Origin of the sequence: Buchnera aphidicola (Tuberolachnus salignus) (assembly GCF_900016785.1) — a bacterium.
GTDB classification, from domain to species: Bacteria; Pseudomonadota; Gammaproteobacteria; order Enterobacterales; family Enterobacteriaceae; genus Buchnera_F; species Buchnera_F aphidicola_M.
Window position 1 is genome coordinate 24,407 of the sequence record NZ_LN890285.1, and the last position, 12,119, is coordinate 36,525.

Consider the following 12,119-nt stretch of genomic DNA (forward strand, 5'->3'; position numbering starts at 1 on the left):
ATTATGTAAAAATTTTTAAATAACATTAAAAAATTTTTTGTTAATCATTTTCTAGTTCGATATTCAGCCCTAAAGAACGAATTTCTTTTAAAAGTACATTAAATGATTCCGGCATTCCGGGTTCCATTTTATGTTTTCCACTAACAATATTTTTATACATTTTAGTTCGTCCATTTACGTCATCTGATTTTACAGTTAACATTTCTTGTAAAGTATGAGAAGCTCCATAAGCTTCTAATGCCCAAACTTCCATTTCTCCAAAACGTTGACCTCCAAATTGAGCTTTTCCTCCTAATGGTTGCTGTGTAATAAGACTGTAAGATCCAGTAGATCTTGCATGCATTTTATCATCTACTAAATGATTAAGTTTTAACATATACATATAACCTACAGTAACATCTTGTTCAAATTTTTCTCCAGTCCGACCATCAAATAATGTAATCTGACCAGAACGAGGTAATCCTCCCAAATGTAATAAATTTTTAATTTCTTGTTCTTGAGCTCCATCAAAAACTGGAGTTGCAATTGGCATACCATGACGTAAATTTTCAGCTAATTGAAGAACTTCTTGGTCAGAGAATTTTTTTAAGTCGACTTTTTGATCTGGGTGATTTCCTAAATCATAAGCAGTTTGTATAAAATGACGTAATTTTTCTATTTTTTCTTTTTTTTTTAACATTTTATTAATGACATTTCCTATTCCTTTAGCTGCTAATCCAAGATGAGTTTCTAAAATTTGACCTATGTTCATTCGTGATGGTACACCTAATGGATTTAAAACTATATCAACAGGATTACCTTCATCGTCATATGGCATATCTTCAACAGGATTGATTTTTGAAATAACTCCTTTATTTCCATGTCTACCCGCCATTTTATCTCCTGGTTGAACTTGTCTACGGGTAGCTAAATAAATTTTTACAATTTTTAAAATTCCTGGAGATAATTCATCACCTTGAGTGATTTTTTTATTTCTTTTTGATAATTTTTTTTTAAATTTTTTTTGCAAGAAAAAATATTGTTTTTCTAATTGTAATAATATTTTTTGTATTTTTAAATGATTTGGTAATTTAATTTTAAAATATTTTTCTAATGGAAGATCTGTAGGAATTAGATGAGAAATATTATTTTTTGAAAAAATTTTTGTAATTTGAGTTTTAATATCTTTTTCAAAAATTTTTAATTCTTTTTTTAAATTTTTTTTAATGTTCTTTAATTGCATTGTTTCAATTTCTTGAGTTCGCTTATCTTTTTTTACACCTTCTCGAGTAAAAATTTGCACATCGATTATAGTTCCAGTAATACTATTAGGAACTCGTAATGAAGAATCTCTTACATCTGATGCTTTCTCTCCAAAAATAGCGCGTAATAATTTTTCTTCAGGAGTGAGTTGAGTTTCACCTTTTGGAGTTACTTTTCCTACTAAGATGTCTCCGCTTTTAACTTCAGCTCCAATATATACTATTCCAGATGAATCTAATTTAGATAAAGAAGATTCATTTATATTAGGAATATCTGCTGTAATTTCTTCAGGTCCTAATTTAGTATCTCTTGAAATACATGATAATTCTTGAATATGAATTGTTGTAAAACGTTCTTGTTGTATTACTTTTTCTGATATTAAAATTGAATCTTCAAAATTATACCCATTCCAAGGCATAAAAGCTACTCGCATATTTTGACCTAATGCTAATTCCCCTAAATCTGTAGAAGGACCATCAGCTAATACATTTCCTTTTTGAACAATTTCATTAACAAAAACACAAGGTATTTGATTAATGCAAGTATTTTGATTAGATCTTAAATATTTTTTTAAATAATAAATATCTATTCTCGATTTTTTATATTTGTTTTGTTGTTCTGAAACTCGTATAACAATTTTAGAAGAATCAGAATATTGAACTATTCCATCTCTTTTAGCAAGTACTGTAACTCCAGAATCAATTGCTACCGTTCTTTCAATACCAGTTCCTACTAATGGTTTTTCGGAACGAAAAGTTGGAACAGCTTGTCTTTGCATGTTTGCTCCCATTAAAGCTCGATTAGCATCGTCATGTTCTAAAAAAGGGATTAAAGAAGCACCAACAGAAACAATCTGTTGAGTTGAAATATCTATATAATTTACTAAATTATTTAAAAATAAACCAGACTCTCCATTATGACGACATGTTACATATTTTTTTTTAAATTCTTGATGGGTGTTTAAAGGAGTATTGGCTTGAGCAATAATATAATTGTTTTCTTCAATTGCAGAAAGGTAATGAATTTCATTTGTTACTTTTCCTTTTTTTATTACTTTGTAAGGAGTTTCTAAAAATCCATATTGGTTAGTACGAGCATATACAGCTAAAGAATTAATTAATCCAATATTAGGTCCTTCTGGAGTTTCTATAGGACATACTCTTCCATAATGTGTTGGATGTACGTCACGAACTTCAAAACCTGCTCGTTCGCGTGTTAAACCTCCTACACCTAAAGCTGAAATACGTCGTTTATGAGTAATTTCGGATAAAGGATTGTTTTGATCCATAAATTGTGATAATTGACTGGAACCAAAAAATTCTTTAATAGCAGCTGATATTGGTTTTGCATTAATCATATCTTGCGGCATAATAGTTTCTAAATCTGCAACAGATAATTTTTCTTTTACTGCTCTTTCTACTCGTATTAATCCAATACGAAATTGATTTTCTGTCATTTCCCCTACTGAACGAATACGTCTATTTCCTAAATGATCAATATCATCAATTTCACCTTTTCCATTACGTATTGAAATTAATTTTTTTATTACTTCTAAAATATCTTGTATGTTTAAAAGACTAGGGCCTACAGTTTCTTTGCGTTGTAAAGAACGATTAAATTTCATTCTTCCTACAGGAGACAAATCATATTTTTCAATTGAAAAAAATAAATTATCAAATAAATGTTCAGTAGATTCTTTAGTAGGAGGTTCTCCAGGTCTCATCATACGATAAATTTCGATTAAAGCAGTATTACGATCATATGTAGTATCAATTTTTAAAGTTTCAGAAATGTATGAACCATGGTCTAAATCATTTGTAAATAATACTTCAATTGTTTCATGTTCTGATTTTTTTAATAAAGAAACTATTTCATAAGACAATTGCGTATTTGCCGTAACTAAAACTTTATTAGTTTTTTTATCAAAATAATTTTTAATAAGAATTTTTTGTAACATGTATTCAATTGGAACTGTAATCAAATTAACTTGATCTTTTTCTAATTCTTTGATATGTCTTGCAGTAATTCTTTTTCCTTTTTCAATATATATTTTTTTATTTTTTTTAATATCAAATAAAGCGGTTTCTCCTCGTAATCTTTTGGGAATTAAATTCATTTTAATTTTTTTTTTTTGGATATAAAAAACATCTTTTTTAAAAAATATATTTAAAATTTCCTCTGTATTGAGATTTAATGCTCTTAATAATATTGTAATTGGCAATTTACGTCTACGATCTATACGAACATATAAATGATCTTTAGGATCAAACTCAAAATCTAACCAAGATCCTCGATAAGGAATAATACGAGCATTAAATAAAACTTTTCCTGATGAATGAGTTTTTCCTTTGTCACTATCAAAAAAAACACCAGGACTTCTATGCAATTGTGATACAACAACTCTTTCTGTACCATTAATCACAAAAGTTCCCGTATTAGTCATTAAAGGAATATCACCCATGTATACTTCTTGTTCTTTAATATGTTTTACAGAAGATTCTGATGTATCTTTTTCATATATTATTAATTGTAATTTGACTCGCAATGGTGCTGAATATGTAAGTCCTCTAATTCTACATTCTTGTACAGTAAAAATGTTTTTTCCTAAATTATAAGAAATATATTTTAATTCAGCAAAAGAATTATAACTTTTAATAGGAAAAATTGAATTAAAAGCAGATTCTAAACCAGATTTCTTGTATGAATCTAAATATAAAAATTTTTGATAAGAATCTTTTTGAATAGATAATAGATATGGTATATTAAGATTTTTTTTTTGTTTTCCAAAATTTTTTCGAATACGTTTTTTTTCAGTATTTGAGTAAATCATTTTTTGCCTCAAGTATTACAAAAAATTTATATACTTTGTTTGTCACAATATGTGTGAAATAAAAAATATGTTTTTAAAAAATTTTTTAATTTTATATTAATACAATTTATAAATATAATAAAAACATAAAATATAGCTGGTGATATTAAACGTCACCAGCAACATATAATAAAATAAAATTTGTATTAAAAGATTTTTTTGAGTTATAGTATTTCGGCTTGCGCACCTGCATCTATTAATATTTTTTTTAAATTTTCTGATTCTTCTTTAGTGACGTGTTCTTTCACAAGAATCGGTGCAGATTCTACTAAATCTTTTGATTCTTTTAGTCCTAAACCAGTTGTAGCGCGAATAGCTTTAATGACAGAAACTTTATTTGGACCAATAGATATTAATTTTACATTAAATTCGGTTTTTTCTTCTTTAATATTTGTTTCCGTAGTTTGAGAATTTTGTATGGGAGCAATAGCTGAAACTCCAAATTTTTTTTCTATTTTCGTTATTAAAGACATTACATCAGTAATTGACATTTTTGAAATAGCTGTAATGATTTCTTCAGTAGTCAAAGACATAATTTTTTTCCTTATGATCATGTAGAATATTAAAAAATTTCTTATATAAAATTATTTTTTCTTTATTTTTTTTTGTTGTAAAATAGATAAAAAAATTCGTAATAATTTTCGAATACTAATTTCTTGTAATAAAAACAAAAATTGTTGTAATGCTTCTGGATATGTAGGCATTAAAGAAAGTTTTAAAATTTCAGAATTAGACAGTATTTTTTTTTCAAAAAATGCAGTTTTAATTACGAAGTTTAAATTTTTTTTTTGATATTTTAAAAAAATACGACTTGCACTACCAGGATGTTCCATAGAAAAAGCAATTAAATTAGAACCTTTTAAAATATTATTTAACTTTTCAAAAGGTGTAGAAATTAATGATTTTTTTAATAAAGAGTTTTGAATTACAGAAATTTGAATATTTTTTTTTCTCGTTTTTTTACGTAAATAATTAATTTCATTAACTTTTAATTTAGAAATATCAGCGATTATTATAGACAGTGCTTTTTTTGCTATTTTGTTGTATTTTTGGACGATTTTTTTTTTTTGATCTAATTTTAAAACCATTATTATTTTCTCTATGATTAATATTTTCTTAATATTTTACAAAATTTTTTATTATTTTATAAAATTTAAATATTATAAATTTTTTTCAATTAATATGTTTTTTATGATTTTAATAAAAAATTTTTTTTAATATAAAATTTTTTAAAAATTACAAATGTATTAAATAGATAAATGATTAATAATGATCCCAGGACTCATAGTAGTAGATAAGTTAATTTTTTTAAAATAAAAACCTTTTAATTGATTTGGTTTAGATTTTTTAATATGTTTTAAAAAAAATAATATATTTTCATATAATTTTTCAAGAGGAAATTGAATTTTTCCAATTGAGCTATGAATAATACCATTTTTATCATTTCTATATTTAATTGTTCCTTTTTTTAAATTATGTATAATTTGTGGTAAATCATTTGTAATAGTTCCATCTTTATAATTTGGCATTAGTCCTTGTGGACCTAATATTGGTCCTAAATTTTTTACAAAATTCATTGATTCCGGTGTTGCTAATACAAAATCAATATTTTTTTTTTGTGTTTTTAAAATTTCTAATAAATCTTCTAAACCTACTAGATCTGCTCCAGATTGAAGAGCAATTTTTTTTTTTTCTTCAGGTGCAAAAACTGCTATTTTAATAGTTTTCCCAGTTCCATGAGGTAAAATTATTGTACCTCTAATATTTTGTTCAGTTTTTTTTGGATCAATATTTATTTGGCATGCTAAATCTACGCTTTCTGAAAATTTAGTTTTTTTAAATTTTTTTAAAAATTTTATTCCTTCTTTAATATCATAAATTTTTTTTTTAATTAACATTTTTGTGTTATTTTGATGTCTTTTAGAAGAAAATTTCATAATTTTTAGTCCTTTATAACTTTTATACCCATTGATTTGGCGGTTCCTTCAATAGATCGAGCTATATTTTCGAGATTAGCTCCCGTCATATCTTGAATTTTTTGTTTTGCTATTTCATATAGTTGTGTTTTTGTAATAGTTGCTTTAATTTCTAATTTTGGTTTGTTTGATCCTTTTTTTAAATTTGTTATTTTTTTTAGTAAAATAGATGCGGGAGGAGTTTTAGTAATAAACGTAAAAGATTTATCATGATATAAAGTAATAATTACAGGAATTGGAATTCCTTTTTCTAAATTAGCTGTTTTTAAATTGAACGCTTTACAAAATTCCATAATATTTATTCCCTTTTGACCTAATGCAGGCCCTACGGGTGGACTAGGATTAGCCATTCCAGATAATACTTGTAACTTAATATAAGAATTTATTTTTTTTTTCATAAAACTTCCTTATTTTTTTTTAAAAAAAAGATATATTTTTTTTAATTTTTTATTACTTGAGAAAAATCTAATTCTACAGGAGTAGAACGACCAAAAATAGAAACAGAAACTTTTAATCGATTTTTTTCATAATCTATTGTTTCTACAATACCATTGAAATCTGCAAAGGGACCTTCTTTAACTCGAATTGTTTCTCCTGGTTCAAAAATTATTTTTGGTCGTGGTTTATTATCAATTTTTTTTAATTTTTCTAAGATTTTTTTAATTTCTTTTTTATTAATTGGGGTAGGTTTATCTGGTGCTCCCCCTACAAATCCTGTTACTTTCGGTAAATTTCTAATAATATGCCAATTAGTATTATTCATTATCATATGTATTAAAATATATCCTGGAAAAAATTTATATTCACTTTTTTTACGTTGTCCTTTTTTAATTTCTATTACTTCTTCAGAAGGAACTAAAATTTTTCCAAATTCTTTTGTGATATGATGAGTCTGAACATATTCTTGAATAGATTGTGCAACAGTATTTTCGTATCCAGAAAAAGCTTGTATAGCATACCATTTTTTTTTTGAGTTACACATTATCTTTTATGGTCTTATTTGAATGAGAAAAGAAATAATTCGTAAACACATATTATCAAGCACCCATAAAACACTCGATGTAATTAGAATAATAAATAAAATTACTATTGTAATTTTGAATGTTTCTTTTTTGTTTGGCCATGTAATATTTCGTATTTCATTTTTTGTTTCGTGAAAAATTTTAATATTTTTTTTAAAAAATTTTGTAAAAAAAAATATAGTAATATTTAATATACTTAAGATACTATTAAATAAAATTTTTAAAAAAATATTTGTAAAATTGTAAAAATATATATTTCCTATTACTATCATAATCGTAGAAATAATAATAAAAAGCCATTTAATTTTTTCTGAATAATGAGTATAAAATTTTTGTATATTTTGTAAATCCATACAATGGCACCTATTTTAATATAATAAATATATTTTTTAAAAAATTTTTTATTTTATATTAGTATTAAAAAATATAATATATTTTATATATAATTTATAAAATTTTTTATATATTTTTTTAAATAATAAAAAAATTTAAAATTATAAAAATATATTTTTGATATTTTAAATTATTATATATTTTTTTGATGGATTTTAATAACAGAAAAAAGAAAAATATTGGAAGAATATTTATATTATATTTTTGAATATGTGCTGACACCCAGATTTGAACTGGGGACCTCATTCTTACCAAGAATGTGCTCTACCTTACTGAGCCATATCAGCAAATATTTTCTTGGAGCGGATAGCGGGAATTGAACCCGCATCATCAGCTTGGAAGGCTGAGATAATAGCCTTTATATGATATCCGCTTATTTTTTTGATTATAATATAATTTTATTTTTGATGGTGGGAGAAGGATTCGAACCTTCGAAGTCAATGACGTCAGATTTACAGTCTGCTCCCTTTAACCACTCAGGAATCCCACCAAATATTTTATATGCCGGTTACCGGAATCGAACTGGTGACCTACTGATTACAAGTCAGTTGCTCTACCTGCTGAGCTAAACCGGCATTTTTATATTTTTTAAAACATATTTAAAAAAAATTTATTTTTTAAAAATTTTTTAAAAATATTAATATTTTTTATTATTAAATTTTTTATAAAAAAAGTCAACTATTTTTTTAATTTTTAATATTTTATTTCTTTAAGATTAAAAAATATTTTTAATATTAAAAAAAGAAAAAATTATTTTTAAGATAATAAATAATTTTTTTTAAAAAGAAATTTAAAAATTGATTTAAAAAAAATATTATTATATGATAATAAAAATTTTATTAATTAATAATTTTTTTTAAAAAATGTAATTATAAATAAATATAAAATATTAGTATAGTTTTTATTTTTGGAGATGTAAAATATAATGTTTCAAAACAGTCATCATATAATTTCTTCTTTATTTAATACAAATATTTTAAAAAATAAACTTTTTTTTTCGTTTGAATTTTTTCCACCGAAAAATTTAAAAGAAATACAAATTTTATTAAAAATCATTAAAAAATTAGAATTTTTAAATCCTCTTTTTTTTTCATTAACACATAGCGCAAAAGAAACAAATTATTGTTATACAGAAAAAATATTGTCTATTTTATTAAAAAATACACATATTCCAGTTTTTCCTCATTTAACTGGTATTAATTTTCAAAAATCAGAAATTATTCAAATTGCTCAAAAATATTCTCAATATGATATTAAAAAAATTGTTGTATTACGAGGAGATATTTTAAAATATTCTCAAAATTCTCAATTATATGCTACAGATTTGATAAAAATTTTAAAAAATGTGAATAATTTTCAGTTTATTGTTGCAGCATATCCAGAAATACATCCAGAATCTAAAAATATGTCTGAAGATTTAAAAAATTTGAAAAATAAAGAAAAATTAGGTGCTTCTTCTGCAATTACTCAATTTTTTTTTAGTGTAGAAAAATTTTTATTGTTTTGTAAAAAATGTAAGAAATCGAATATTAAATTAAAAATTATTCCTGGTATTTTACCAATATTATCATTTAAACAATTAATACATTTTACACAATTAACAAATGTTCACATTCCTGAAAAAATGTTATATTTTTTTTCAAAATATAAAAATTGTCCCAAAAAATTTGAAGAATATAGTATTCAGGTTGCAACAAATTTAATTTTTGAGTTGTTACAGAAAAATATTTTACATTTTCATATATATACTTTAAACCGAATATATTTATTTTCAAAAATCTTAAATAAATTAGAAAAAATGTTATTATAATTTATCATTTTTTAAAAAAAATAAAAGTTTTTTTTAATTTTTAATATAAAAAATAAAAATCTTTTAATTTATAAAATTTTAATCAATTTTTTTTTAAAAAAATTTTTTTTTAAAATATATTAAGTATATTTTTGTAAATTTTAGGAGATTTTTAAAGATGAATAAAATATATAAGAAAAATACTATTGTATTAGCTTATTCGGGAGGATTAGATACATCCGCGATTATCCCTTGGTTACAAGAAACATATAATTTTAATATAGTTGCTTTTGTCGCGGACATAGGTCAATCTAGAAAAGATTTATATGATATCGAAAAAAAAGCTATAAATTCTGGTGCATATGCTTGTCATATAGAAGATTTACGAAATACTTTTGTAGAAAATTTTGTGTTTCCAATGTTAAGTATTGGCGCTATGTATGAAGGTAAATATTTATTAGGTACCGCAATATCTCGTCCATTAATTGCTCAAGCTCAAATTCAGTTTGCAAAAAAGATCCATTCTATTGGAGTTTGTCATGGAGCAACTGGTAAAGGAAATGATCAAGTACGTTTTGAAATGGCATATGCAACTTTGGCTCCGGATTTAAAGATATTAGCACCGTGGAGAGAATGGAAATTTCGTTCTCGGGAAGATTTATTAAATTATTTAAAAGAAAAAAAAATTTTTACTACTGTAAATTCCAAAAAAATTTATAGTAAAGATGAAAATGTTTTTCATATTTCTACAGAAGGAGGAGTGTTAGAAAATACTTGGAATTCGTCTAATAAACATTGTTGGTCTTGGACTCAGTCTCCTCAAAAAGCTCCAGATGTTCCAGAAAGAATAGTATTACATTTGTATAAAGGACGGGTCGTTAAAATTAATGATGAAACCTTTTCTCCATATAAATGTTTAAAAAAGTTAAATAAAATTGGCGCTAAACATGCTGTGGGTCGTATAGATATCGTAGAAAATCGTTTAATAGGTTTAAAGTCTCGGGGATGTTATGAAACTCCTGGAGGAACTATTATTTTTTATGCTTTACGAGCATTAGAAGAATTGATTTTAGATCATGATAGTTATACTTGGAAACACATTGTAGCATTAAAAATGTCTACTGTAATTTATAATGGTCAATGGTTTACGCCATTACGAGATGCATTACAAAATTCTTCTAAAGTTTTTTCTGATTTAATAACAGGAAAAGTATTAATTGAATTGTATAAAGGAACAATTAACGTTTTAAAAAAACAATCCCCAAATACATTATATATTTCTGAATATTCTACGTTTGGAAAAGATTCTGTGTATAATCAAAAAGATGCTCATGGTTTTATACAATTATTTTCTTTATCATCACGTTTACGTGCGTTAAGTCATAATTTTAAAAAATAATTATTTATTATTTTTGTTATTAAGAATAGGAATAAATATATGAATTTATGGGGTGGAAGATTTACAAAAAAATCTCATCAAAAATTTGAAAAATTTAATAATTCTTTTGAAATAGATTATCGTTTATTTCATGAGGATATTTTTTCATCTATTGCATGGTCAAAAATCTTATGTGATGTTCAAGTATTAACTATTCAAGAACAAAAAATTATAGAAACTGGTTTATATGATGTTGAAAAAGAATTTATTAATATAAAAAAAAAAAATATATTTAATTCAGAAGATGTACATAGTTGGATAGAAAAAAAATTAATTGAAAAAATTGGTATTTTAGGAAAAAAATTGCATACAGGACGTAGTAGAAATGATCAAATAGCAACAGATTTAAAATTATGGTGTAAAACTAAAATTAAAATATTATTTAAAAAAATTGTAAAATTACAAACATCATTTTTAAATGTTGCTGAATTGTATCAAAATGTAATTTTTCCTGGTTATACTCATTTACAAAGAGCTCAACCGATTACGTTTTCTTATTGGTGTTTAGCTTATTTTGAAATGTTAGAAAGAGATTATATTAAATTAAAACATGCTTTGTCAAATTTAGATTATTCACCTTTAGGATCTGGTGCTATTTCTGGTACTTCTTGGGAAATTGATCGTCATAAATTAGCTCAATTTATGTCTTTTAAAACTTGCACTAATAATGCATTAGATAGTGTATCTGATCGTGATTTTATTATTGAATTATTATCTGTTTCTTCAATTAGTATGATGCATTTATCACGTTTTTCTGAAGATTTTATTTTTTATAATACTAATGAAGCAAATTTTATAGAATTAGAAGATAATATCACATCTGGTTCTTCGCTATTACCTCAAAAAAAAAATCCCGATATTTTAGAATTAATTCGTGGACGTTGCAGTACAGTATATGGTTGTTTATTTTCTGTTTGCACTTTATTAAAAGGTTTACCATTGTCTTATAATAAAGATTTACAAGAAGAAAAAAGACATTTATTTTTAAGTTTAGATATGTGGGAAAGTTGTTTAGATATTTCTTCTTTAGTTTTAAAAAATTTTAAAATTAATGTACAGAAATGTCAAATTGCAGTACAAGAAGGATACAGTAATTCTACAGAATTAGTTGATTATTTAGTTCAAAAAAATGTACCCTTTCGAGAAGCTCATCATATAGTGGGTCAGATTATAATATATGCTATACAAAAAAAACAACCAATAGAAAATCTTGAATTAAAAGAATTACAAAAATATCATAAAAAAATTGATCAAACAGTATATAAAGTTTTAACATTAAAATCATGTTTAAATAAAAAAAATTCTTTTGGAGGTTCTTCTTTAAAACGAATTGAGGAATCATTAAAAAATGCAAAAATTCTCTTATTAAATAAGTAAAATATTTTAATTT

At 24.1% G+C, this 12,119-nt stretch carries 10 protein-coding genes and 4 tRNA genes; 3 read left to right on the forward strand and 11 right to left on the reverse strand.

The features are described 5' to 3' along the window. Positions 1-40: 40 nt before the first annotated feature. The 11 genes from rpoB to BTSPAZIEG_RS00140 all read right to left on the reverse strand — a co-directional run bounded on the left by rpoB (position 41) and on the right by BTSPAZIEG_RS00140 (position 8,077). Complete coding sequence (rpoB, locus tag BTSPAZIEG_RS00090; RefSeq protein WP_075472268.1) at positions 41-4,072, reverse strand: DNA-directed RNA polymerase subunit beta; 4,032 nt, start codon at positions 4,070-4,072, stop codon at positions 41-43. Between the two features lie 203 nt (positions 4,073-4,275). Next, on the reverse strand, positions 4,276-4,644 hold the full coding sequence (gene rplL / locus BTSPAZIEG_RS00095; RefSeq protein ID WP_075472270.1) for a 50S ribosomal protein L7/L12: 369 nt from the start codon (positions 4,642-4,644) through the stop codon (positions 4,276-4,278). Between the two features lie 51 nt (positions 4,645-4,695). Further along, positions 4,696-5,199 carry a 50S ribosomal protein L10 gene (gene rplJ, locus BTSPAZIEG_RS00100; RefSeq protein ID WP_075472272.1) on the reverse strand — a complete coding sequence of 168 codons (504 nt, stop codon included), beginning with the start codon at positions 5,197-5,199 and terminating at the stop codon, positions 4,696-4,698. Positions 5,200-5,358: 159 nt separating this feature from the next. Next, the gene (gene rplA / locus BTSPAZIEG_RS00105) at positions 5,359-6,048 is read right to left on the reverse strand and encodes a 50S ribosomal protein L1 (protein ID WP_075472274.1); all 690 of its coding nucleotides are present in this window, start codon (positions 6,046-6,048) and stop codon (positions 5,359-5,361) included. Between the two features lie 5 nt (positions 6,049-6,053). Further along, positions 6,054-6,485: a 50S ribosomal protein L11 gene (gene rplK / locus BTSPAZIEG_RS00110; protein ID WP_075472276.1), complete on the reverse strand. Its 432-nt coding sequence runs from the start codon at positions 6,483-6,485 to the stop codon at positions 6,054-6,056. Positions 6,486-6,526: 41 nt separating this feature from the next. Further along, positions 6,527-7,069 (reverse strand): transcription termination/antitermination protein NusG, encoded by a 543-nt coding sequence (nusG, locus tag BTSPAZIEG_RS00115; RefSeq protein ID WP_075472278.1) that lies wholly within the window; start codon positions 7,067-7,069, stop codon positions 6,527-6,529. A 6-nt stretch (positions 7,070-7,075) separates the two neighbouring features. Further along, complete coding sequence (gene secE, locus BTSPAZIEG_RS00120) at positions 7,076-7,462, reverse strand: preprotein translocase subunit SecE (RefSeq protein WP_075472280.1); 387 nt, start codon at positions 7,460-7,462, stop codon at positions 7,076-7,078. Between the two features lie 253 nt (positions 7,463-7,715). Further along, positions 7,716-7,789: transfer RNA gene (locus tag BTSPAZIEG_RS00125), tRNA-Thr, on the reverse strand. An 11-nt stretch (positions 7,790-7,800) separates the two neighbouring features. After that, positions 7,801-7,875 (reverse strand) — tRNA-Gly (locus BTSPAZIEG_RS00130). A gap of 35 nt (positions 7,876-7,910) precedes the next feature. Beyond that, a tRNA-Tyr gene (locus BTSPAZIEG_RS00135) sits at positions 7,911-7,992 on the reverse strand. A 12-nt stretch (positions 7,993-8,004) separates the two neighbouring features. Further along, a tRNA-Thr gene (locus BTSPAZIEG_RS00140) sits at positions 8,005-8,077 on the reverse strand. Positions 8,078-8,427: 350 nt separating this feature from the next. Between BTSPAZIEG_RS00140 and BTSPAZIEG_RS00145 the strand changes: the two genes are divergently transcribed. The 3 genes from BTSPAZIEG_RS00145 (at position 8,428) to argH (ending at position 12,106) form a co-directional block, all read left to right on the forward strand. Further along, complete coding sequence (locus tag BTSPAZIEG_RS00145) at positions 8,428-9,312, forward strand: methylenetetrahydrofolate reductase (RefSeq protein ID WP_075472282.1); 885 nt, start codon at positions 8,428-8,430, stop codon at positions 9,310-9,312. Between the two features lie 157 nt (positions 9,313-9,469). Then, positions 9,470-10,690, forward strand: a complete 1,221-nt coding sequence (locus BTSPAZIEG_RS00150; protein ID WP_075472284.1) for an argininosuccinate synthase — start codon at positions 9,470-9,472, stop codon at positions 10,688-10,690. Positions 10,691-10,729: 39 nt separating this feature from the next. Continuing rightward, positions 10,730-12,106, forward strand: coding sequence for an argininosuccinate lyase (gene argH / locus BTSPAZIEG_RS00155; RefSeq protein WP_075472286.1), 1,377 nt, complete (start codon positions 10,730-10,732; stop codon positions 12,104-12,106). The last annotated feature ends 13 nt before the right edge of the window (positions 12,107-12,119 follow it).

Excerpts from the sequence above, each read along its gene's own strand:
- rpoB (WP_075472268.1), bottom strand. The coding sequence starts at position 4,072 with ATGATTTACTCAAATACTGAAAAAAAACGTATTCGAAAAAATTTTGGA.
- rplL (WP_075472270.1), bottom strand. The coding sequence starts at position 4,644 with ATGTCTTTGACTACTGAAGAAATCATTACAGCTATTTCAAAAATGTCA.
- rplJ (WP_075472272.1), bottom strand. The coding sequence starts at position 5,199 with ATGGTTTTAAAATTAGATCAAAAAAAAAAAATCGTCCAAAAATACAAC.
- rplA (WP_075472274.1), bottom strand. The coding sequence starts at position 6,048 with ATGAAATTTTCTTCTAAAAGACATCAAAATAACACAAAAATGTTAATT.
- rplK (WP_075472276.1), bottom strand. The coding sequence starts at position 6,485 with ATGAAAAAAAAAATAAATTCTTATATTAAGTTACAAGTATTATCTGGA.
- nusG (WP_075472278.1), bottom strand. The coding sequence starts at position 7,069 with ATGTGTAACTCAAAAAAAAAATGGTATGCTATACAAGCTTTTTCTGGA.
- secE (WP_075472280.1), bottom strand. The coding sequence starts at position 7,462 with ATGGATTTACAAAATATACAAAAATTTTATACTCATTATTCAGAAAAA.
- BTSPAZIEG_RS00145 (WP_075472282.1), top strand. The coding sequence starts at position 8,428 with ATGTTTCAAAACAGTCATCATATAATTTCTTCTTTATTTAATACAAAT.
- BTSPAZIEG_RS00150 (WP_075472284.1), top strand. The coding sequence starts at position 9,470 with ATGAATAAAATATATAAGAAAAATACTATTGTATTAGCTTATTCGGGA.
- argH (WP_075472286.1), top strand. The coding sequence starts at position 10,730 with ATGAATTTATGGGGTGGAAGATTTACAAAAAAATCTCATCAAAAATTT.